General features: G+C 71.5%; 12 protein-coding genes. 4 read left to right on the plus strand and 8 right to left on the minus strand.

The genetic code is table 11. The features are described 5' to 3' along the window. The first annotated feature begins 155 nt into the window (after positions 1-155). The 3 genes from SACE_RS03485 to SACE_RS03495 are packed head-to-tail and all read left to right on the plus strand — an operon-like array spanning position 156 to position 3,066. On the plus strand, positions 156-1,379 hold the full coding sequence (locus SACE_RS03485; protein WP_021341334.1) for an RNA-guided endonuclease InsQ/TnpB family protein: 1,224 nt from the start codon (positions 156-158) through the stop codon (positions 1,377-1,379). Positions 1,380-1,432: 53 nt separating this feature from the next. Beyond that, positions 1,433-1,813: an erythromycin esterase family protein gene (locus tag SACE_RS03490; protein ID WP_009950896.1), complete on the plus strand. Its 381-nt coding sequence runs from the start codon at positions 1,433-1,435 to the stop codon at positions 1,811-1,813. Positions 1,814-1,872: 59 nt separating this feature from the next. Continuing rightward, positions 1,873-3,066, plus strand: coding sequence for a cytochrome P450 (locus tag SACE_RS03495; protein WP_009950895.1), 1,194 nt, complete (start codon positions 1,873-1,875; stop codon positions 3,064-3,066). On the opposite strand, the gene SACE_RS03500 is transcribed toward SACE_RS03495, so the two are convergent. The 7 genes from SACE_RS03500 to SACE_RS03530 all read right to left on the minus strand — a co-directional run bounded on the left by SACE_RS03500 (position 3,021) and on the right by SACE_RS03530 (position 10,908). After that, positions 3,021-3,623 (minus strand): dTDP-4-dehydrorhamnose 3,5-epimerase family protein, encoded by a 603-nt coding sequence (locus SACE_RS03500; RefSeq protein WP_011873134.1) that lies wholly within the window; start codon positions 3,621-3,623, stop codon positions 3,021-3,023. The genes SACE_RS03495 and SACE_RS03500 overlap by 46 nt on opposite strands. Positions 3,624-3,630: 7 nt before the next feature. Then, positions 3,631-5,100, minus strand: coding sequence for a dTDP-4-amino-4,6-dideoxy-D-glucose ammonia-lyase (gene desII, locus SACE_RS03505; protein WP_009950892.1), 1,470 nt, complete (start codon positions 5,098-5,100; stop codon positions 3,631-3,633). A 37-nt stretch (positions 5,101-5,137) separates the two neighbouring features. After that, positions 5,138-6,343 carry a dTDP-4-dehydro-6-deoxyglucose aminotransferase gene (locus SACE_RS03510; protein ID WP_009950890.1) on the minus strand — a complete coding sequence of 402 codons (1,206 nt, stop codon included), beginning with the start codon at positions 6,341-6,343 and terminating at the stop codon, positions 5,138-5,140. Then, a complete protein-coding gene (locus SACE_RS03515; RefSeq protein ID WP_009950888.1) occupies positions 6,340-7,803 on the minus strand; it encodes an NDP-hexose 2,3-dehydratase family protein in 1,464 nt (487 codons plus the stop codon). The genes SACE_RS03510 and SACE_RS03515 overlap by 4 nt, the downstream gene beginning before the upstream one ends. A gap of 153 nt (positions 7,804-7,956) precedes the next feature. After that, positions 7,957-8,670: a class I SAM-dependent methyltransferase gene (locus tag SACE_RS03520; RefSeq protein WP_009950887.1), complete on the minus strand. Its 714-nt coding sequence runs from the start codon at positions 8,668-8,670 to the stop codon at positions 7,957-7,959. A gap of 52 nt (positions 8,671-8,722) precedes the next feature. Then, the gene (locus SACE_RS03525) at positions 8,723-9,970 is read right to left on the minus strand and encodes an activator-dependent family glycosyltransferase (RefSeq protein ID WP_009950885.1); all 1,248 of its coding nucleotides are present in this window, start codon (positions 9,968-9,970) and stop codon (positions 8,723-8,725) included. Next, positions 9,970-10,908 carry an NAD-dependent epimerase/dehydratase family protein gene (locus tag SACE_RS03530; RefSeq protein ID WP_009950883.1) on the minus strand — a complete coding sequence of 313 codons (939 nt, stop codon included), beginning with the start codon at positions 10,906-10,908 and terminating at the stop codon, positions 9,970-9,972. Before SACE_RS03530 ends, SACE_RS03525 begins: the two co-directional genes overlap by 1 nt. A 347-nt stretch (positions 10,909-11,255) precedes the next feature. Here SACE_RS03530 and SACE_RS37365 point away from each other — a divergent pair, with 347 nt between their 5' ends. Then, complete coding sequence (locus SACE_RS37365; protein ID WP_143538063.1) at positions 11,256-21,800, plus strand: type I polyketide synthase; 10,545 nt, start codon at positions 11,256-11,258, stop codon at positions 21,798-21,800. Positions 21,801-21,856: 56 nt separating this feature from the next. Here SACE_RS37365 and SACE_RS03540 read toward each other — a convergent pair whose 3' ends face one another. Then, positions 21,857-23,131, minus strand: a complete 1,275-nt coding sequence (locus tag SACE_RS03540) for an RNA-guided endonuclease InsQ/TnpB family protein (RefSeq protein WP_197537724.1) — start codon at positions 23,129-23,131, stop codon at positions 21,857-21,859. Positions 23,132-23,231 lie beyond the last annotated feature (100 nt).

Below are 23,231 nucleotides of genomic sequence, written 5' to 3' on the forward strand. Positions count from 1 at the left end.
CCGCCCGCCCGCTCGGTCGGTTCAGGTCAGCCGCAGCGCCCCGTCCAGCCGGATCACGTCGCCGTTGAGTACGCGGCGGCTTGCGGCGCGGAGATCAACCCTTCCAAATCTGTCATGGTCAAGCATGACAGATTGTGATCATGGCAAGGTTCCGCATGTACCCCACCGCAGTGCAGGAGCAGCAGATGCTGTTGCACTGCGCGCACGCGAGGTACGTATGGAACCTCGCCGTGGAGCAGCATTCGCACTGGCAGAAGGGCCGCAGGTCCGCTCCCGGGTTTGCCGAGCAATGCAAGCAGCTCACTGAAGCCCGCGCTGCCAGCGAGTGGTTGCGCGCTGGGAACGTGGATGTGCAGCAGCAAGCGCTCAAGGACTTCGCCTACGCCAAGCAAGCTCGGTTCACCCCTGGTTTCGGTGAGCCGACTTGGCGAAAGAAGCACAAGCACGAAGGCTTCCGGGTGATCGGAACCGACCGGGTACCAGCCTGCCGAGACGACGGAACACCGCTGCTCAACGGCAAGGGCAAGCAGGTGATGTCCCGCTCGGTGGTGGTGCGGAAACTCAACAAAAACTGGGCACAAGTCACAGTCCCAGGCTGCGGATGGGTACGGTTCCGGCTCTCCCGCCGCCAACCGCCGGACGCGAAAACGTTCCGGGTGACCTGCCACAACGGTCAGTGGCACGTTGCGTTCGCCGTGATCCCCGAGCCGATCGAGGCACCTGGCAACGGTGAGACCGTGGGTATCGACCGGGGCGTGACGATCACTGCGCACCTCTCCGACGGTCGAGTGCTGAACTGCCCGCAGCTCACCGCCAAGGAACGCGCTCGGGTTCGTAAACACCAGCGCCGTGCCGCCCGCGCAGCCAAGAACAGCCCCGCCAAGCAAGCCGAGTACGCCAAGGTCGCCCAGCTCAGAGCGCGGGAAGCGAACCGGCGCAAAGACTGGGCGGAGAAGACCAGCACCATGCTGGCCAGCGAATTCGATGTCATCCGGTTCGAAAAACTCAACATCCGCAACATGACCCGCACCGCGCGCGGAACCGTGGCTGAGCCCGGCCGCAACGTCCGCGTCAAGGCCGGTCTGAACCGCAGCATCCTTGCGCAGGGCTGGGGCATGCTGCGATCCCGCGCCGAACACAAAGCACCAGGCCGGGTCGAAGACGTCCCGGCGCCCTACACCAGTCTGCGTTGCAGCGACTGCGGATGGATCGAGAAGAACTCACGCAAGAGCCAAGCTGAGTTCGTCTGCGTGTCCTGCGGTTTCACCTGCAACGCTGACCTGAACGCCTCGATCAACGTCGCGGCAGGACATGCCGGAGGGACAACAACGACCCCTGGTCGTTCACGTGTCCGTGAACCTCAACTCGCCCTCCGGTGAGTTGGAATCCCCCGCCTCCAGGCGAGGGAGGATGTCAAATCCAGAAGACACCGGTGGTCTTCGACGGGGAGCTGACGCTGCTGCCCATGGGGCAGTACCTGCACCGCGCCCTCGGCGGCGACTACGTCGCCCTCGCCGCCACGCACACCGGCACCAGCGCCCCCGAGATAGAGCTCGACGACAGCAGCGACAGCGGCTTCGCCGTTCGGGAGGTGGATCTGCCCGCACCGGAGGACGGAAGCATCGAGGCCGCGGCCGTCGCGGCGCGCATCGGAACGGGCCTCGTCGACCTGCGCGCGCAAGCTCCCGGCCTGGACCGGATCCGCTCCCAGAGCACGTGGATGCGGACGCCGCTGCGCGACGCGTTCGACGCCGTGCTCACTGTTCCCACCGCCACCGCGGAAGTCTCGACACCCCGTCCGGCGCGCGACTAAGCTCAAGATCGCGACGCGTGTTCGCCGACGTGGAAACGACCTGCTGCGCGAGGAGAACGTTGACCACCATCGACGAAGTTCCCGGCATGGCCGACGAAACCGCACTCCTCGACTGGCTGGGCACGATGCGCGAGAAGCAGCCGGTGTGGCAGGACCGGTACGGCGTGTGGCACGTCTTCCGCCACGCCGACGTCCAGACGGTGTTGCGCGACACCGCCACGTTCTCCTCCGACCCGACCCGCGTCATCGAGGGCGCGAGCCCGACGCCGGGCATGATCCACGAGATCGACCCGCCGGAGCACCGCGCCCTGCGCAAGGTCGTCAGCAGCGCCTTCACCCCGCGCACCATCTCCGACCTCGAACCCCGCATCCGCGACGTCACCCGCTCGCTGCTGGCCGATGCCGGCGAGAGCTTCGACCTCGTCGACGTGCTCGCGTTCCCGCTGCCGGTCACGATCGTCGCGGAGCTGCTGGGCCTGCCGCCGATGGACCACGAGCAGTTCGGCGACTGGTCGGGTGCCCTGGTCGACATCCAGATGGACGACCCGACCGACCCGGCGCTGGCCGAACGGATCGCGGATGTGCTCAACCCGCTCACCGCGTACCTGAAGGCCCGCTGCGCCGAGCGCCGCGCCGATCCCGGCGACGACCTGATCTCCCGCCTTGTCCTGGCCGAGGTCGACGGGCGCGCGCTCGACGACGAGGAGGCGGCCAACTTCTCCACCGCGCTGCTGCTGGCCGGCCACATCACCACGACCGTCCTGCTCGGCAACATCGTGCGCACCCTCGACGAGCACCCGGCCCACTGGGACGCCGCCGCCGAGGACCCCGGCCGGATCCCGGCGATCGTCGAGGAGGTCCTGCGCTACCGGCCGCCGTTCCCGCAGATGCAGCGCACGACGACCAAGGCCACCGAGGTCGCGGGCGTGCCCATCCCGGCCGACGTCATGGTCAACACCTGGGTGCTCTCGGCCAACCGCGACTCCGACGCCCACGACGACCCCGACCGGTTCGACCCGTCGCGCAAGTCCGGCGGCGCCGCGCAGCTCTCCTTCGGCCACGGCGTGCACTTCTGCCTCGGCGCGCCCCTGGCCCGGCTGGAGAACCGCGTGGCGCTGGAGGAGATCATCGCCCGGTTCGGGCGGCTCACCGTCGACCGCGACGACGAGCGCCTGCGCCACTTCGAACAGATCGTGCTCGGGACCCGTCACCTGCCGGTGCTGGCGGGCTCCTCGCCGAGGCAGTCGGCGTAGTCGGGCAGCATCCCTCGCCGCCTGGCGGTCTCCAGGTCCACGGCCACCGTGTCGCGGTCGGAGAGCACGACCTCCAGGTCCGCGGGCCACGGCAGACCCAGCGCGGGGTCGAACGGGTCGATCGCCTGCTCGTACTCGGCCACGTACGGCGTGCTGACCAGGTACGACATCAGGGTGTCGTCCTCAAGCGCGAGGAAGGCGTGCGCGGTGCCCCTGGGGAAGTAGACCGCCCGGAAGTGCTCGGTGTCCATCTCCACCGCGTCCCACTTCCCGAACGTCGGCGAGCCGACCCGGATGTCGACGATGACGTCGAGCGCCCGGCCGCGCGCGCAGTAGACGTACTTGCACTGCCCCGGCGGGGTGGTGGTGAAGTGCAGCCCGCGCAGCACGCCCCGGGCGGAGACGATGTGGTTCATCTGGGCGACGGGGAACCGATGGCCCACCGCGCCCACGAACGCCTCGTCCTGCAGCGGAGACACGAACAGGCCCCGCCGGTCCTGCTTCGGGTCGGGGGTGAACTCGAAACCGCCCGCCACCGCCAGCTCACGTACTCGCAACTCCGGTTCACCTTCCGCGCAGGAAGCCGCGGTGGTCCTCCCACCCGTCGGCGATGTCTCGTTCGAGCTGGTTGAGCCGTGCGGTCACCGACTGGTCGAAGCCGTCGAGGAAGTACTCGTCGCCGGGGCGGGGCTGCACGCCCTCGTTCTCCAGCACGAAGTTCTCCACCACCTCGCGCAGGCTGGTCGACGGGGTGACCCGGCCCGCGATGTAGCGGGTGGCGCCCTCCAGCTCCGGGAAGCCCGCCTCGCGGTAGAGGTAGACGTCGCCGAGCAGGTCGATCTGCACCGCGACCTGGGGGTGCGCGGTGGGACGCATCGTCTCCGGCCGGATGCGCAGCAGCTCGGCGTCCACACCCCGCCGCAGGCTCTCCAGGGCGTAGCCCAGGTCGATGTGCATGCCCGGGGTCCGCTCGGCGGCGTAGTCGACGAACCGCACCAGGCCCTCGCGCAGCTCGTTGCGCTCGGAGTCCGACAGCCGGCCGTCGTCGCGGCCGCTGTAGTCCTCGCGCACCGTCACGAAGTCCAGCGGCCGTTGCGGGCTGGACTCGTTGAGCTCGGCGATGAAGTCGACGAGGTCGGTGAGCCGGTCGGCCCGTCCCGGCAGGATGATGTGGTTGAAGCCGAGCCGGATCGGCGCGTCCCGCTCGGCGCGCATCCGCAGGAAGCCCTGCAGGTTCTTCTTGACGCGTTCGAAAGCGCCGCGCTTGCCGGTGGTCGTCTCGTACTCGTCGTTGTTCAGCCCGTAGAGGGACGTGCGGATCGCGCCCAGCTCCCACAGGCCGGGCTGGCGGTTCAGCGTCTGCTCGGTGAGGGCGAAGGCGTTGGTGTAGACGGTGAGGTCGAAACCGCGCCCGGCGGCGTGCGACACCAGCTCGCCGAGACCGGGGTTGGTCAGCGGCTCGAGCCCGCCCGACATGTACATCGCCTTCGGGTTGTCCGTGGGCACCTCGTCGATGATCGCGGCCAGCGTCTCGTTGCCCGCCGGGACCGATGCGGCCTCGTAGCGGGCACCGGTCACCCGCACGCAGAAGTGGCAGCGGAACATGCACGTCGGCCCGGGGTACAGGCCGACGCTGTAGGGGAAGGCAGGCTTGCGGTAGACCGCCGCGTCCAGTGCGCCTGCGGCGTCCAGCGGCTTGATCGTGTTGGACCAGTACTTGCCCGCCGGACCGTGCTCCACCGCGGTGCCCAGGTCCGGGATGCGGCCGAACAGGTCGAGCAGGTGGGCGAACTCCGCGCGGTCCAGGCCGAGCCGCGCACGCGTCTGCTCCAGCGGCGTGAACGGGTGCGCCCCGTAGTGCGCGGCGAGGTCGGCGAGCCGGGCGGCCTGCACGTCGGCGTCACCGTCACCGGCGCCGGTGACGCGGGAGACCTCCGAGCTCAGCGCCCGCACGACCGCCCGCCGGTCGACGTCCGGGCGCGCCGCGTCGGCGACCCCCGCTTCCTGGGCGGTTGCCGTACGAGTTGTGTTCATCGGGGAGCGAACCTCCTGGCACTTGTGGCGCAGGTCGTCACGAACCGTTGCGCGTCCTCTGGTCCCATTGCGCGTTGATCAGCTCGCCGCTGGTGGCGGCGAGCCGGATGATGTCGCACACCCGCCGGATGTCCTCGCTGGACACCGCGGGGCCGGTGGGCAGCGCGAGCACCCGGTCGGAGAGCTGTTCGGTGTTCTCCAGCCGCAGCGGCGGCTCGGTCCGGTACGGCTGCATCTGGTGGCACCCGGGGGAGAAGTAGGGTTGTGCCACAACCTTCTCCGCTCGCAGGATCGCCTGCAACTGGTCGCGGTCGATGCCGGTGGCCGCGGAGTCCACCGAGATGATCACGTACTGGTAGTTGTTCTGCTCGCCAGGATCGAACGCGTGCACGGATATGCCGCGCACGTCGCGGAGCTCGTCGGAGTAGAGCGCGTGGTTGAGGCGGTTGTGCACCCTGGTCTCGGCGAAGGCGTCGAGCGAGGTGAGGCCCATCGCCGCGGCGCACTCGCTCATCTTGCCGTTGGTGCCGACATCGGTCACCAGCTTGTCCGGTGCGATCCCGAAGTTGTGCATGGCGCGGATGCGGTCGGCCAGCAGCCCGTCGTCGGTGACGATGGCGCCGCCCTCGAACGAGGTGACCGCCTTCGTGGCGTGGAAGCTGAACACCTCGGCGTTGCCGAAGGCGCCGACCGGCCGCCCGCCGGCGGTGCAGCCCAGCGCGTGCGCGGCGTCGAAGAAGAGTTTGACCTGGTGCTCGGCGGCGATCTTCTCCAGCGCCTCGACCGGAGCGGGCCTGCCCCACAGGTGCACGCCGATGATCGCGCCCGTCCGCGGTGTCACCAGCGACGCGACGTGCTCGGGGTCGAGCAGGCCGGTCTCGGGGTCCACGTCGCAGAACACCGGTTCCAGCCCCAGCCAGCTCGCCGCGTGCGCGGTGGCCGCGAACGTCATCGAAGGCATGACGACCTCGCCGGACACGTCGCTCGCGCGCAGCACCAGTTGCAGCGCGACCGTCGCGTTGCAGGTGGCCACGCAGTGGCGGACACCCGCCAGGTCGGCGACCCGGCCCTCGAACTCGCGCACCAGTGGTCCGCCGTTGGTCAGCCAGTTGTTGTTCAGCGCCCACTCCAGGCGGGCGAAGAACCGCTCCCGGTCCCCGACGGTCGGCCTGCCCACGTAGAGGGTGTGCAGGAATGCCTCGGGGCCGCCGAAGATCGCCAGGTCGGTCAGCGCGCGTTTCATCCGGCGGTCCTGGTGTAGACGGCCGAGGCGCACGCGATGATGCTGCGCAGCTGGATGTTGACGTAGTGGCTGTGCCCGAGCAGGTAGGTGATCTGGTCGAAGGTCATCCACCGGTGGTCGGGAGCGGCACTGGCGTCGAAGTCGGCGGGCACCTCGATCAGCATGTACCGGTTCTCGTTGCGGTAGAACCGGCCGCCCTCCTCGGAGTGCCATGCGTCGTAGCGGACCTGCGAGCGCGGCACGTTCAACACGTAGTCCACATAGGCCGGTCGGAACTCCTCGGGCGCGTCGGCGTAGTTGTCGGGCTGGCAGTGCACCGTAGGCGCCAGCTCGGCGACGTCCATCCCGCCCGCCTCGGTGCGCAGCTGCACGAGCGCGTGCAACGTGCCGCCGATGTCCTTGACCAGCAGGGCGAGCAGGCCGTTGTTGGCGGGCGAGAGCAGCGGCTGCATCCACGAGTTGACCTCGCGGTCGCTGGTCGCCACCGTGACGCCGAAGACGTCGAAGTACTTCTTCTCCTCGTGCTCGATGCCGTCGTCGCGGCGGATCCACCCGCTGCGCTCGATGTCGGGCAGCGGGCGGCCGCGCTGCACGAACTCGCGCCTGGCGCGCACGTCGGAGATCCAGCTCAGCAGGCTGTTCATGTTGTTGGCCGGGGTGCCCGCGCCGATGAACGAGTGCAGCAGCCGGGCCTGGAACGAGCCCTCGGGCAGGCGCGCGAGCACGTCGTCGGCCCGGTCCCGCTCCACGGCGGTCGGGACGCAGGCCAGCACGGTGCGCAGGTCCATGTTCACCACGTTGTCGTGGTGCAGCATCGCCCGCAGCTGCGCGACGGTCAGCCACCGGAAGTTCGGGTGCTCGGGCAGGTCGTCGAACACCTCGACGACCATGTTCCGGTTGCGCTTGCGCAGGAACCACGCGCCCTGCTCGGACTGGAGCACGTCGACGAGGATCCGGCTCGGGCGCGTGCCGTTGAAGTACTCGATGAACCGGACCTTCGAGCCGCGGTGGACGCCGGTGTAGTTGCTGCGGGTCGCCTGCAGGGTCGGGGAGAGCTGGACGGCGTTGATGTTGCCCGGCTCGGCCTTGGCCTGCGCCAGCACGTGCAGCACACCGTCGAACTCCTTGACGATGAGGCCGAGGAAGCCGATCTCGGGCTGCACGATGATGGGCTGGATCCAGTCCCGCCGCCAGCCGAAGTTCGTCCGCACGTGCAGGCCCTCGATGGAGAAGAAGCGCCCGGACTCGTGGGCGAGCCTGCCGTCCTCGGGCTGGAACGACCAGCGGTCCATGGCGCTGAACGGCACGCGCGCCACCTCGAGCCGCTGCTCGGCGCCGTTGCGGGTCAGCCAGTCGTGGGTTTCCGCCGTGGCGGTGGGGATTCCGCCGTCGCCGAGCAGGAAACGCGTTGCGGTCTGCGAGGATTCCGGAATCGTCCGGTCGCCGGTCCGATCACCCATCGACTCTCCCTGCGGTGTCGTCGACGGCTCCGCTTGCTGCCGCCGGGCGTTGTCGATCAAGACCCGCACTCACTGTAAGGGTCCGGTCACGGCGGGGAAAGGGCCCGTGGAGCGGATCACCTGTGCCAGGAACGGAAAACGCGAACGCACGGGTCATCCGCGCACACCGACGAACAACCCGCGTCCGGAGGGTCCGCCCTCCAGGTACTGCACAGCGCAACCGGCCGCGGTGAAGGCCTTCTCGTACTGCTGCCGCTCGAAGAGCGTGATCTCGTAGTGCTCCACGTGGTGCCGCGGACCGTTCACCGCGTCGGCCACGACCCAGTGGATCTCCATCCGGGTCGCGCCGCCGGCGCGCACGGAGTGCGAGACGCGCGAGATCGTCAGGTCGCCGTCGCGCACCACGTCACCGGCCACGTAGCCGTCGAGGAAGTCCTCCGGGAACCACCACGGTTCGACCACCACGACGCCGCCGGGGGCGAGGTGGCGGGCGAAGGACGCCAGCGCCTGGTCCAGCTCGGCGCCGTCGCGCATGTGCCCGATGGAGCTGAACATGCAGGTGACGGCGTCGAACTCGCGATCCAGCGCGAAGTCGCGCATGTCGCCCTGCAGCACCGGGATGCCGCCGAGCTGCGGCCGGGCGACCTCGATCATCGCCGCCGACAGCTCCAGCCCGGTCACGTCGTCGAAGAGGTCGGCGAACCGGCGCAGGTGGGTGCCGGTCCCGCAGGCCACGTCGAGCAGCGAGGAAGCCGAGGGCAGGCGGTCTCTGACCAGCCGCGCGACCTGCGCGGCCTCGGCCGCGTAGTCCTTGCCCCGGCCGCGGTAGAACCGGTCGTAAAGCTCGGCGAACCCGCCCTCGTACATCCCTGCTCCCTCCGGAGGTGTGCTGTCGGACGGACTTGTCGGTCGGAAACCGCTAGCCGGCGTGGCGGCGCGTGAGTTCCTCCAGTCGCGGGACGATCTCCTGCGGCGTCGGGTCGGACAGCGCCTCCTCGCGAAGCTTCACCGCGTTCTCGGTGTAGGTGGGGTCCTCGACCACCTGGGTGAGGGCGCTCGCCAATGAGTCGGCATCGACCTCGTCCGGCCGGAGGTAGATTCCCGCGCCCAGTTCCGCGGTCTGCTGGCCGCGTAGCATGCAATCCCATTCATGTGCAACTGATATTTGCGGAATTCCGTGGTGCAGTGCCGTGGCCCAGGTTCCGGCCCCGCCGTGGTGGATGATCGCCGCGCAGTTCTGGAGCAGAACGCCCATCGGAACGAAATCCACCAAACGAATGTTGTCCGGTACCGCGGAGGTATCCGGACCGGAACCCGTAACCACGATTTCGCCATCGAATCGCGCGAGCTGCGCGAGCGTCCGCGCGAACTGATCGGCATCGGCGGCGAGCCCGAGTCCGGAGAACCCTCCGGTAATGCAGATGCGTCGAGTCGCACTGCCCTTCTTGAGCCAGTCCGGAACCACCGACGCGCCGTTGTAGGGCAGGGTCCGCGCGACAACGGTTTCCATTCCGGTGTCCAGCCGGAAACTCGGCGGCAACTGGTCGACCGACCACTGCCCGACCGCGAGGTCCTCGCCGAATTCGACGCCGAAGCGCCCCGCGACCTCGGTCAGCCACGTGCCCAGCGGGTCCGGCCGGTCCTCCGGCGGCCGTCGCAGGCGTTGCGCCTGGAACCGGCCGCGGAAGTAGCCGGTGAGGTCGCTGCCCCACAGCAGCCGGGCGTGCGCGGCTCCGCAGGCCCGGGCCGCGACGGCGCCGGCGAAGGTGAACGGCTCCCAGAGCACCAGGTCAGGACGCCAGTCCCGGGCGAAGTCGACCAGCTCGGCGACGAAGGAGTCGTTGTTGACCACCGGGTATACCCACCGCGAGGTGGCCTCCTGCATGCCGAGCAGGAACTCCCACGAGTGCAGCTCCTGCTCGCGGTGGTAGAAGTCCAGGTAGAAGGAGTAGCGGTGCACCTGAGCGGCGACTTCCGGGACGATGTCGAACAGCCGGTGGTCGGAGCCGACGGGTACCGCGGTGAGACCGGCGCCGATGACCGCGTCGGTGAGCGCGGGCTGGGCGGCCACGCGCACGTCGTGACCCGCGGTGCGCAGCGCCCACGCCAGCGGGACCAGTCCCTGGAAGTGCGTGCGGTGCGCGAAGGACGTCAGCAGTACCCGCACTAGTGCTCCTCGGTGGGGGTCAGGGCGGCCACCGTCCGGTCGATGCCGTCGGTGAGGGAAACCCGGGGGCGCCAGCCGGTCCGGCTGCGGAACTCGGTGGAGTCGATGTCGTCGCTGCGGAAGTCGTTGGCCTCGGCGTGCTCGGGCGCGGGCACGGTGACCACGTCGACGGCGGGGCTGCCGGTCTGCCGGGCGACGCTGCCGGAGACGGCCCGGAAGATGTCGCCGAGCGGCTCGGATCGGTCGGCGCCCAGCGCCCACGTGCCGCCGGCCAGCGCGTCGTGGTGCTCCAGCGCGGCGGCGAACGCGGTGGCCACGTCCTCGACGTGCAGCAGGTCGCGGCGCACGCCGCCGTCGTGCCACATGGTGAGCGGCTCGCCGGCGAGGGCACGCCGGATCATCGCTGCGACCACGCCCCGCCCCATGGGGCCGGACGGGCCGCTCTGGCCGTAGACGGCGGGCAGCCGCAGGATCACGCCGCGCACCCGGCCCTCGTCGGTGGCTTTGCGCAGGATGCGCTCGGCCTCGGTCTTCTGCTGCGCGTACCTGCTGGCCGCCGACGGGTTCGCGGCCTGTGCGGTGCTCGCGTAGAGCAACACGGGCGGCGTCGACCTGCGGCGATCGTGCAGCGCGCCGACGAGGTCGTGCATCAGGCCGACGTTGACCCGCTCGGCTTCCGGGTCGGAGGTGGCGCTGCGCCAGGTGGAACCGCCCGCTGCGTGCGCCACCAGGTGCACGATCACGTCGGCGTCCTCGATCGCGGCGGCGGCCCGGCCCGGTTCCAGCAGGTCGGCGCGCAGGTCCTCGACCTCCGCGGCGCCGGGCGGAACCGCGGGCGCTCCGCCGCGGGACACCGCGCGCAGCCGGACCGGGTGGTCGCGCAGCTCGCGCAGAACCGCGCTCCCGACGAAGCCGGAAGCGCCCAGAAGGGTGATCAATTGACGCGGGGAATCACTGATCCCATTCACCGGAGCATTTGCTCGCTTTCCAGGTCGGTGCTACGGGCGAAATTCAAAGAATCTCCCCAGCGCGATGTGCGGCAACCCGTCACTGGGCCACCACAGTAGGTAGCCGCCGTTGATCTTGTCAACATGCAGATGTTCACAGGTTCGTTGGCTCGACGAGGCGATGTCAACCTCTTGATCCTTCCTATATTGTTCGCCCATTGCGTGGTCGTCGAGTAGGGGGACGCGTGGCGGACCTGTCAAAGCTCTCCGACAGTCGGACTGCACAACCTGGGAGGATCGTTCGTCCGTGGCCCCTGTCGGGGTGCAATGAATCCGCCTTGCGGGCCCGTGCGCGCCAATTGCGTGCACATCTCGATCGATTTCCCGATGCCGGTGTCGAAGGTGTCGGGGCCGCGCTCGCGCACGACGAGCAGGCGGACGCCGGTCCGCATCGCGCGGTCGTCGTCGCCTCCTCGACCTCCGAGCTGCTCGACGGCCTGGCCGCCGTCGCCGACGGCCGGCCGCACGCCTCGGTGGTCCGCGGCGTGGCCCGGCCGTCCGCGCCGGTGGTGTTCGTCTTCCCGGGCCAGGGCGCGCAATGGGCCGGGATGGCGGGCGAACTCCTCGGCGAGTCAAGGGTTTTCGCCGCCGCGATGGACGCGTGCGCGCGGGCGTTCGAGCCCGTGACCGACTGGACGCTGGCGCAGGTCCTGGACTCTCCCGAGCAGTCGCGCCGCGTCGAGGTCGTCCAGCCCGCCCTGTTCGCGGTGCAGACGTCGCTGGCCGCGCTCTGGCGCTCCTTCGGCGTGACCCCCGACGCCGTGGTGGGCCACAGCATCGGCGAGCTGGCCGCCGCGCACGTGTGCGGTGCGGCCGGTGCCGCCGACGCCGCGCGCGCCGCCGCGCTGTGGAGCCGCGAGATGATTCCGTTGGTGGGCAACGGCGACATGGCAGCCGTCGCGCTCTCCGCCGACGAGATCGAGCCGCGCATCGCCCGGTGGGACGACGACGTGGTGCTGGCCGGGGTCAACGGTCCGCGCTCGGTTCTGCTGACCGGGTCGCCGGAACCGGTCGCGCGCCGGGTCCAGGAGCTCTCGGCCGAGGGGGTCCGCGCACAGGTCATCAATGTGTCGATGGCGGCGCACTCGGCGCAGGTCGACGACATCGCCGAGGGGATGCGCTCGGCCCTGGCGTGGTTCGCGCCCGGTGGCTCGGAGGTGCCCTTCTACGCCAGCCTCACCGGAGGTGCGGTCGACACGCGGGAGCTGGTGGCCGACTACTGGCGCCGCAGCTTCCGGCTGCCGGTGCGCTTCGACGAGGCGATCCGGTCCGCCCTGGAGGTCGGTCCCGGCACGTTCGTCGAAGCGAGCCCGCACCCGGTGCTGGCCGCCGCGCTCCAGCAGACGCTCGACGCCGAGGGCTCCTCGGCCGCGGTGGTCCCGACGCTGCAACGCGGGCAGGGCGGCATGCGGCGGTTCCTGCTGGCCGCGGCCCAGGCGTTCACCGGCGGCGTGGCCGTCGACTGGACCGCCGCCTACGACGACGTGGGGGCCGAACCCGGCTCTCTGCCGGAGTTCGCGCCGGCCGAGGAGGAAGACGAGCCGGCCGAGTCCGGCGTCGACTGGAACGCGCCACCGCACGTGCTGCGCGAGCGGCTGCTCGCGGTCGTCAACGGCGAGACCGCCGCGTTGGCGGGCCGCGAAGCCGACGCCGAGGCCACGTTCCGCGAGCTGGGGCTGGACTCGGTGCTGGCCGCGCAGCTGCGCGCCAAGGTGAGCGCCGCGATCGGGCGCGAGGTCAACATCGCCCTGCTCTACGACCACCCGACTCCGCGTGCGCTCGCGGAAGCACTCGCGGCGGGAACCGAGGTCGCACAACGGGAAACCCGCGCGCGGACCAACGAAGCGGCGCCCGGCGAACCGGTCGCGGTCGTCGCGATGGCCTGCCGGCTGCCCGGCGGTGTGAGCACCCCGGAGGAGTTCTGGGAGCTGCTGTCGGAGGGCCGCGACGCGGTCGCGGGACTGCCGACCGACCGCGGCTGGGACCTGGACTCGCTGTTCCACCCCGACCCCACGCGCTCGGGCACCGCGCACCAGCGCGGCGGCGGTTTCCTGACCGAGGCGACCGCGTTCGACCCGGCCTTCTTCGGCATGTCCCCGCGCGAGGCGCTGGCCGTCGACCCGCAGCAGCGGCTCATGCTCGAGCTCTCCTGGGAAGTGCTGGAACGGGCGGGAATCCCGCCGACCTCGTTGCAGGCCTCGCCCACTGGCGTGTTCGTCGGCCTGATCCCGCAGGAGTACGGCCCGCGGCTGGCCGAGGGCGGCGAAGGCGTCGAGGGCTACCTGATGACCGGTACGACCACGAGCGTCGCCTCCGGCCGCATCGCCTACACGCTCGGCCTGGAGGGCCCGGCGATCAGCGTGGACACCGCGTGCTCGTCCTCGCTGGTCGCGGTGCACCTGGCGTGCCAGTCGCTGCGGCGCGGCGAGTCGTCGCTGGCGATGGCAGGCGGTGTCACGGTGATGCCGACGCCCGGCATGCTGGTGGACTTCAGCCGGATGAACTCGCTGGCGCCGGACGGCCGGTGCAAGGCTTTCTCCGCCGGCGCCAACGGTTTCGGCATGGCCGAGGGCGCCGGGATGCTCCTGCTGGAGCGGCTTTCGGACGCCCGCCGCAACGGCCACCCGGTGCTCGCCGTGCTCAGGGGGACGGCGGTCAACTCCGACGGCGCGAGCAACGGGCTGTCGGCGCCCAACGGGCGGGCGCAGGTGCGGGTCATCCAGCAGGCGCTGGCAGAGTCCGGTCTCGGGCCCGCCGACATCGACGCCGTCGAGGCGCACGGCACCGGTACCCGACTCGGCGACCCGATCGAGGCGCGGGCGCTGTTCGAGGCGTACGGGCGCGACCGCGAGCAGCCGCTGCACCTGGGCTCGGTCAAGTCCAACCTCGGCCACACCCAGGCGGCCGCCGGTGTTGCCGGCGTGATCAAGATGGTGCTGGCGATGCGCGCGGGCACCCTTCCCCGCACTCTGCACGCATCGGAGCGGTCGAAGGAGATCGACTGGTCATCCGGTGCGATCAGCCTGCTCGACGAGCCGGAGCCGTGGCCCGCCGGCGCGCGACCGCGCCGGGCGGGGGTCTCGTCGTTCGGCATCAGCGGCACCAACGCGCACGCCATCATCGAGGAAGCTCCGCAGGTCGTCGAAGGCGAGCGGGTCGAGGCCGGCGACGTCGTGGCGCCCTGGGTGCTTTCGGCGAGCAGCGCGGAAGGTCTGCGCGCCCAGGCGGCGCGGCTGGCCGCGCACCTGCGCGAGCACCCCGGTCAGGACCCGCGCGACATCGCGTACTCGCTCGCGACGGGACGGGCCGCGCTGCCCCACCGCGCCGCCTTCGCCCCCGTCGACGAGTCCGCCGCGCTGCGCGTGCTCGACGGTCTCGCGACGGGAAACGCCGACGGTGCCGCCGTTGGAACGAGCCGGGCGCAGCAGCGCGCCGTCTTCGTCTTCCCCGGGCAGGGTTGGCAGTGGGCGGGCATGGCCGTCGACCTGCTCGACACCTCCCCGGTTTTCGCAGCCGCGTTGCGCGAGTGCGCCGACGCGCTCGAACCGCATCTGGACTTCGAGGTGATCCCGTTCCTGCGCGCGGAAGCCGCGAGGCGGGAGCAGGACGCGGCGCTGTCGACCGAGCGCGTGGACGTGGTGCAGCCCGTGATGTTCGCGGTCATGGTCTCGCTGGCGTCGATGTGGCGAGCCCACGGCGTCGAGCCGGCCGCGGTCATCGGGCACTCCCAGGGCGAGATCGCCGCCGCGTGCGTCGCGGGCGCGCTCTCGCTGGACGACGCCGCGCGCGTGGTCGCGCTGCGCAGCCGCGTCATCGCCACCATGCCCGGGAACAAGGGCATGGCCTCGATCGCCGCTCCGGCCGGCGAAGTCCGCGCGCGAATCGGTGACCGCGTCGAGATCGCCGCCGTCAACGGTCCGCGCTCGGTGGTGGTCGCCGGCGACAGCGACGAACTGGACCGGCTGGTCGCTTCCTGCACCACCGAGTGCATCCGCGCCAAGCGGCTGGCCGTGGACTACGCGTCGCACTCCTCGCACGTCGAGACGATCCGAGACGCACTGCACGCCGAGCTGGGAGAGGACTTCCACCCGCTGCCGGGGTTCGTGCCCTTCTTCTCCACCGTCACCGGGCGCTGGACGCAGCCGGACGAGCTCGACGCCGGGTACTGGTACCGGAACCTGCGCCGCACCGTGCGGTTCGCGGACGCCGTCCGTGCGCTCGCCGAGCAGGGATATCGCACGTTCCTGGAGGTCAGCGCGCACCCGATCCTCACCGCCGCGATCGAGGAGATCGGCGACGGATCGGGCGCCGACCTCTCCGCCATCCATTCGCTGCGCCGCGGTGACGGCAGCCTCGCGGACTTCGGCGAAGCGCTCTCCCGCGCGTTCGCCGCCGGTGTCGCGGTGGACTGGGAGTCGGTGCACCTGGGCACCGGAGCACGCCGGGTGCCCTTGCCCACCTACCCGTTCCAGCGCGAGCGCGTCTGGCTCGAACCGAAGCCGGTGGCGCGCCGGTCCACCGAGGTCGACGAGGTTTCCGCGCTGCGCTACCGCATCGAGTGGCGGCCCACCGGTGCCGGTGAACCCGCCCGGCTCGACGGCACCTGGCTGGTGGCGAAGTACGCCGGAACCGCGGACGAGACGAGCACCGCGGCTCGGGAGGCCCTGGAGTCGGCCGGGGCGCGGGTCCGCGAACTGGTCGTGGACGCCCGCTGCGGTCGCGACGAACTCGCGGAGCGGCTTCGTTCGGTCGGCGAGGTGGCAGGAGTGCTGTCCCTGCTCGCGGTGGACGAAGCGGAGCCGGAGGAGGCGCCGCTCGCGCTGGCTTCGCTGGCGGACACGCTCAGCCTCGTGCAGGCGATGGTGTCGGCCGAACTCGGATGTCCGCTGTGGACGGTGACGGAAAGCGCCGTCGCGACGGGGCCGTTCGAACGCGTCCGCAACGCCGCCCACGGCGCCCTGTGGGGCGTCGGGCGGGTCATCGCGCTGGAGAACCCCGCCGTGTGGGGCGGCCTGGTCGACGTGCCCGCGGGGTCGGTCGCCGAGCTGGCCCGGCACCTCGCGGCGGTCGTGTCCGGCGGCGCCGGTGAGGACCAGCTCGCGCTGCGCGCCGACGGGGTGTACGGACGCCGGTGGGTGCGCGCGGCGGCCCCGGCGACCGATGACGAGTGGAAACCCACCGGAACCGTGCTGGTCACCGGTGGCACGGGCGGTGTCGGCGGGCAGATCGCGCGCTGGCTCGCCCGGCGGGGCGCGCCCCACCTGCTGCTGGTGAGCCGCAGCGGGCCGGACGCGGACGGCGCCGGCGAACTGGTCGCCGAGCTCGAGGCGCTGGGCGCCCGGACGACCGTCGCGGCCTGCGACGTGACCGACCGCGAGTCGGTTCGCGAGCTGCTCGGCGGCATCGGTGACGACGTCCCGCTCTCGGCGGTGTTCCACGCCGCCGCCACGCTCGACGACGGCACCGTGGACACCCTCACCGGCGAGCGCATCGAGCGGGCAAGTCGCGCCAAGGTGCTCGGCGCGCGCAACCTGCACGAGCTGACGCGCGAGCTGGACCTGACCGCCTTCGTGCTGTTCTCGTCCTTCGCCTCGGCCTTCGGCGCCCCCGGGCTCGGCGGCTACGCGCCCGGCAACGCCTACCTCGACGGCCTCGCCCAGCAGCGGCGGAGCGACGGACTCCCCGCGACCGCCGTGGCGTGGGGGACGTGGGCGGGCAGCGGGATGGCCGAAGGCCCGGTGGCCGACCGCTTCCGCAGGCACGGCGTCATCGAGATGCCTCCCGAGACGGCCTGCCGGGCGTTGCAGAACGCGCTGGACCGCGCCGAGGTCTGCCCGATCGTCATCGACGTCAGGTGGGACCGGTTCCTGCTCGCCTACACCGCGCAGCGGCCGACCAGGCTCTTCGACGAGATCGACGACGCGCGGCGGGCTGCGCCGCAGGCGGCGGCCGAACCGCGGGTGGGCGCGCTGGCGTCGCTGCCCGCGCCGGAGCGCGAGAAAGCGCTGTTCGAGCTCGTGCGCTCGCACGCGGCCGCCGTCCTCGGCCACGCCTCGGCCGAGCGGGTGCCCGCCGACCAGGCCTTCGCGGAACTCGGCGTCGACTCGCTGTCGGCGCTTGAGCTGCGCAACCGGCTCGGCGCCGCGACCGGTGTCCGCCTGCCGACGACGACCGTCTTCGACCACCCCGACGTGCGGACGCTGGCGGCGCACCTGGCCGCCGAACTCGGCGGTGCGACCGGAGCCGAGCAGGCGGCACCGGCGACCACGGCCCCCGTCGACGAGCCGATCGCGATCGTCGGCATGGCGTGCCGGCTGCCCGGGGAGGTCGACTCCCCGGAGCGGCTGTGGGAGCTGATCACCTCGGGACGCGACTCCGCGGCGGAGGTCCCCGATGACCGGGGCTGGGTCCCCGACGAGCTGATGGCCTCCGACGCGGCGGGAACCCGCCGCGCCCACGGCAACTTCATGGCGGGCGCCGGTGACTTCGACGCGGCGTTCTTCGGGATCTCGCCGCGCGAGGCGCTGGCGATGGACCCGCAGCAGCGCCAGGCGCTGGAGACGACGTGGGAGGCGCTGGAAAGCGCGGGCATCCCACCGGAGACGTTGCGCGGCAGCGACACCGGCGTGTTCGTCGGCATGTCCCACCAGGGCTACGCGACCGGGCGTCCGCGCCCGGAGGACGGCGTCGACGGGTACCTGCTCACCGGCAACACCGCGAGCGTCGCGTCGGGACGCATCGCCTACGTGCTGGGGCTGGAAGGTCCCGCGCTGACGGTGGACACGGCGTGTTCGTCGTCGTTGGTGGCGTTGCACACGGCGTGTGGGTCGTTGCGTGACGGTGACTGCGGTCTTGCGGTGGCCGGTGGTGTGTCGGTGATGGCGGGTCCGGAGGTGTTCACCGAGTTCTCCCGCCAGGGCGCGCTCTCGCCGGACGGCCGGTGCAAGCCCTTCTCGGACGAGGCCGACGGATTCGGTCTCGGGGAGGGTTCGGCGTTCGTCGTGCTCCAGCGGTTGTCCGACGCCAGGCGGGAGGGCCGCCGCGTGCTCGGCGTGGTGGCCGGGTCCGCGGTGAACCAGGACGGCGCGAGCAACGGGCTCTCCGCTCCGAGCGGCGTCGCGCAGCAGCGGGTCATCCGCCGGGCGTGGGCGCGTGCGGGGATCACGGGCGCGGATGTGGCCGTGGTGGAGGCGCATGGGACCGGTACGCGGCTGGGCGATCCGGTGGAGGCGTCGGCGTTGCTGGCTACTTACGGCAAGTCGCGCGGGTCGTCGGGCCCGGTGCTGCTGGGTTCGGTGAAGTCGAACATCGGTCACGCGCAGGCGGCCGCGGGTGTCGCGGGCGTGATCAAGGTGCTGCTCGGCCTGGAACGCGGTGTGGTGCCCCCGATGCTGTGCCGGGGCGAGAGGTCGGGCCTCATCGACTGGTCCTCCGGCGAGATCGAGCTCGCAGACGGCGTGCGGGAGTGGTCGCCCGCCGCGGACGGGGTGCGCCGGGCAGGTGTGTCGGCGTTCGGGGTGAGCGGGACGAACGCGCACGTGATCATCGCCGAGCCGCCGGAACCGGAGCCCGTGCCGCAACCGCGACGCATGCTGCCCGCGACCGGGGTGGTGCCGGTCGTGCTGTCGGCCAGGACCGGGGCGGCGTTGCGGGCGCAGGCCGGCAGGCTCGCCGACCACCTCGCCGCGCATCCCGGGATCGCACCGGCCGACGTGAGCTGGACGATGGCGCGGGCCCGCCAGCACTTCGAGGAGCGGGCCGCGGTGCTCGCCGCCGACACCGCCGAGGCCGTGCACCGGTTGCGGGCGGTGGCCGACGGCGCGGTGGTTCCCGGTGTTGTCACCGGCAGTGCCTCCGACGGTGGTTCAGTGTTCGTCTTCCCTGGGCAGGGTGCCCAGTGGGAAGGCATGGCGCGGGAGTTGTTGCCGGTTCCCGTCTTCGCCGAGTCGATCGCCGAGTGCGATGCGGTGTTGTCGGAGGTGGCCGGATTCTCGGTGTCCGAGGTGCTGGAGCCACGTCCGGACGCGCCGTCGCTGGAGCGGGTCGACGTGGTGCAGCCGGTGCTGTTCGCGGTGATGGTGTCGCTGGCGCGGTTGTGGCGTGCCTGCGGTGCCGTTCCTTCGGCCGTCATAGGGCACTCGCAGGGTGAGATCGCCGCCGCGGTGGTGGCGGGAGCGTTGTCGCTGGAGGACGGCATGCGCGTCGTCGCCCGCCGGTCGAGGGCGGTGCGTGCGGTCGCGGGCCGGGGGAGCATGCTCTCGGTGCGCGGCGGCCGCTCCGACGTCGAGAAGCTGCTCGCCGACGACAGCTGGACCGGCAGGCTGGAGGTCGCCGCGGTCAACGGCCCCGACGCCGTGGTGGTGGCCGGTGACGCCCAGGCGGCGCGCGAGTTCCTGGAGTACTGCGAGGGCGTGGGCATCCGCGCCCGCGCGATCCCGGTGGACTACGCCTCGCACACCGCGCACGTCGAGCCCGTGCGCGACGAACTGGTCCAGGCGCTGGCCGGGATCACCCCGCGACGGGCCGAGGTGCCGTTCTTCTCCACCCTGACCGGCGACTTCCTCGACGGCACCGAGCTGGACGCGGGCTACTGGTACCGCAACCTGCGTCACCCGGTGGAGTTCCACTCCGCCGTGCAGGCGCTGACCGACCAGGGATACGCGACGTTCATCGAGGTCAGCCCGCACCCGGTGCTGGCGTCGAGCGTCCAGGAGACCCTCGACGACGCCGAGTCGGACGCGGCGGTGCTCGGGACGCTGGAACGCGACGCGGGCGACGCCGACCGCTTCCTCACGGCACTCGCCGACGCGCACACGCGCGGTGTCGCGGTCGACTGGGAAGCGGTGCTCGGCCGGGCCGGACTGGTCGACCTGCCGGGTTATCCTTTCCAGGGCAAGCGGTTCTGGCTGCTGCCGGACCGCACCACCCCTCGTGACGAGCTCGACGGCTGGTTCTACCGGGTCGACTGGACCGAGGTGCCGCGCTCCGAACCTGCCGCGCTGCGCGGCCGTTGGCTCGTGGTGGTGCCCGAGGGGCACGAGGAGGACGGCTGGACCGTCGAGGTGCGGTCCGCGCTCGCCGAGGCCGGCGCCGAACCGGAGGTCACGCGCGGCGTCGGCGGGCTGGTCGGTGACTGCGCGGGCGTGGTGTCGTTGCTCGCCCTCGAGGGCGATGGTGCGGTGCAAACCCTTGTGCTGGTGCGGGAACTCGACGCCGAGGGCATCGACGCGCCACTGTGGACGGTCACCTTCGGCGCGGTCGACGCGGGCAGTCCGGTGGCCCGCCCGGACCAGGCGAAGCTGTGGGGGCTGGGCCAGGTCGCGTCCCTGGAACGCGGGCCCCGCTGGACCGGCCTCGTCGACCTGCCGCACATGCCGGACCCGGAACTGCGAGGCCGTCTCACCGCGGTGCTGGCCGGCTCGGAGGACCAGGTCGCGGTGCGCGCCGACGCCGTGCGTGCGCGGCGGCTTTCCCCCGCCCACGTCACCGCCACCTCGGAGTACGCGGTGCCGGGCGGCACAATCCTGGTCACCGGTGGCACCGCCGGCCTGGGCGCGGAGGTGGCCCGGTGGCTCGCCGGTCGCGGCGCCGAACACCTCGCGCTGGTCAGCAGGCGAGGCCCGGACACCGAGGGCGTCGGCGACCTGACCGCCGAGCTGACCCGGCTCGGCGCGCGGGTGTCGGTGCACGCGTGCGACGTCAGCAGCCGCGAACCGGTGAGGGAACTCGTGCACGGCCTGATCGAGCAGGGCGACGTCGTCCGCGGTGTGGTGCACGCGGCGGGACTGCCGCAGCAGGTCGCGATCAACGACATGGACGAGGCCGCCTTCGACGAGGTGGTCGCGGCCAAGGCCGGGGGCGCGGTGCACCTGGACGAGCTGTGCTCGGACGCCGAGCTGTTCCTGCTGTTCTCCTCCGGGGCCGGGGTGTGGGGAAGCGCCCGCCAGGGCGCCTACGCCGCGGGCAACGCGTTCCTGGACGCCTTCGCCCGGCACCGCCGGGGCCGCGGCCTGCCCGCCACGTCGGTGGCGTGGGGGCTGTGGGCGGCGGGCGGCATGACCGGCGACGAGGAGGCCGTGTCGTTCCTGCGCGAGCGCGGTGTGCGGGCGATGCCCGTACCGCGCGCCCTCGCCGCCCTGGACAGGGTGCTGGCCTCCGGGGAGACGGCGGTGGTCGTGACGGACGTGGACTGGCCCGCCTTCGCCGAGTCCTACACCGCCGCCCGGCCCCGGCCGTTGCTCGACCGCATCGTCACGACCGCGCCGAGCGAGCGGGCCGGAGAACCGGAGACGGAGAGCCTGCGCGACCGGCTGGCGGGTCTGCCGCGTGCCGAGCGGACGGCGGAGCTGGTGCGCCTGGTCCGCACCAGCACCGCGACCGTGCTGGGCCACGACGACCCGAAGGCGGTGCGCGCGACCACGCCGTTCAAGGAGCTCGGGTTCGACTCGCTGGCGGCCGTCCGGCTGCGCAACCTGCTCAACGCGGCCACCGGGCTCCGCCTGCCGTCGACGCTGGTCTTCGACCACCCGAACGCCTCCGCGGTCGCCGGTTTCCTCGACGCCGAGCTCGGCACCGAGGTCCGGGGGGAGGCGCCGTCGGCCCTCGCCGGGCTGGACGCGCTGGAAGCGGCCCTGCCCGAGGTGCCCGCAACCGAGCGGGAAGAGCTGGTACAGCGCTTGGAACGGATGCTCGCCGCGCTACGCCCGGTCGCCCAGGCCGCCGACGCCTCCGGGACCGGCGCCAACCCGTCCGGCGACGACCTGGGCGAGGCGGGCGTGGACGAACTGCTCGAAGCACTCGGCCGGGAGCTCGACGGCGATTGAGGACCCCTACCCCGCAGCCGCAGAAGGGACCGAGGAACTTTGACTTCTTCCCTGCCCTAAAGGGCGGGGATTGCCATCGGGCTGGCGCCCGATGGTTCCTGCTTCACCGCCGACTGCCGAAGGGAGGACCCTTGCGGACTCACGTCAGCTCCACAGGCATCGCCGGGGGTCTTCCCGGCTACCGCTCGACCAGCGGCAAGGATGTTCTTCGCCGCGTTGATGTCCCGGTCGTGCCGGGTGCGGCATCCCGGGCACGTCCATGCCCGGGTGGAAAGGCTCAACTTCTCCAGCAGGTGCCCGCAGGCCGAGCACGTCTTGCTGGACGGGTACCAGCGGTCGATGACGACCAGCGTCTTGCCCGCGCGGGTGGTCTTGTACTCCAGTTGCCGCCGGAACTCGCCCAACGCCGCGTCCATCACGGCACGGTTCAATCCGGATTTGGCGCGCACGTTACGGCCAGGCTTGGCCACGGTGCCCTTCGCGGAGCGGGCCATTCCGGCGATGTTGAGGTCTTCGATCGCGATGGCGTCGTGCTCGCGCACCAGGTTCGTGGTGGTGCGGTGCAGGAAGTCGGTGCGGGCACACCGGATTTCGCGGTGTGCCCGTGCGACCTTGGTCTTGGCTTTGCGGCGGTTGTTCGAGCCCTTCTGCTTGCGGGCCATTTGCCGCTGGTAGCGGGCGAGGTTGCGGGCCTTGCGGTCCAGATGCTTCGGGTTGGCGATCTTCTCGCCTGTCGACAGGACAGCAAAGTCCTTCACACCCAGGTCCACCCCGACCGCGCTGCCGGTCTCGGGCTGCGGTTCGGGGTCGTCGGTGTCCACGGCCAAGGTCACATACCAGCGGCCATCCGGCTCGCGGGACACGATCACCATCGTCGGATTCAGCGTTGCGAGGGTTTCGTCGTCCCAGGACCACACGAACTCAAGCGGCGCGGTGTGCTTCGCCAGAGTCAGCTTGCCGCCGCGCAGGCGGAAAGCGCTGCGCGTGTAGTGCGCCGACTGGCGGCCGTTGCGGGGCTTGAAACGCGGGTAGCGCGCACGCCCGGCGAAGAAGTTCGCATACGCGGTGTGCTGGTGCCGAAGTGTCTGCTGCAACGGCACGCTCGACACCTCAGACAGGAACGCCGGCTCGTCGGTCTTCTTCCATGCCGTCAGCGCGGCATCGGCCTCCCTACAGGAGGTCTTTCTGCCGTGCGCGTGGTAGGCGCGGTGCCGCTCGGCGAGGGTCTTGTTCCACACCAGGCGCACGCACCCGAAGGTGCGGCCCAACTGGGCCGCCTGTTCGGGGGCCGGGTAAGCCCGAACCCTGTACGCCGTCCTCACAAAGATCATTCAACCCGATTGCCGATCACGAGTAAGCGCGGGTACGTGGTCACTGAGGAGCGCTCGGGATCGGCTCCTTCCCTGCGTGAACGCCGGCGCTTCCGCCGAT

This window comes from Saccharopolyspora erythraea NRRL 2338 (assembly GCF_000062885.1).
Lineage (GTDB): Bacteria > Actinomycetota > Actinomycetes > Mycobacteriales > Pseudonocardiaceae > Saccharopolyspora_D > Saccharopolyspora_D erythraea.

What these genes read in the sequence shown, in the direction of transcription:
- SACE_RS03485 (WP_021341334.1), top strand. Translation starts at nt 156, where the DNA reads ATGTACCCCACCGCAGTGCAGGAGCAGCAGATGCTGTTGCACTGCGCG.
- desII (WP_009950892.1), bottom strand. Translation starts at nt 5,100, where the DNA reads ATGAACACAACTCGTACGGCAACCGCCCAGGAAGCGGGGGTCGCCGAC.
- SACE_RS03510 (WP_009950890.1), bottom strand. Translation starts at nt 6,343, where the DNA reads ATGAAACGCGCGCTGACCGACCTGGCGATCTTCGGCGGCCCCGAGGCA.
- SACE_RS03515 (WP_009950888.1), bottom strand. Translation starts at nt 7,803, where the DNA reads ATGGGTGATCGGACCGGCGACCGGACGATTCCGGAATCCTCGCAGACC.
- SACE_RS03520 (WP_009950887.1), bottom strand. Translation starts at nt 8,670, where the DNA reads ATGTACGAGGGCGGGTTCGCCGAGCTTTACGACCGGTTCTACCGCGGC.
- SACE_RS03540 (WP_197537724.1), bottom strand. Translation starts at nt 23,131, where the DNA reads ATGATCTTTGTGAGGACGGCGTACAGGGTTCGGGCTTACCCGGCCCCC.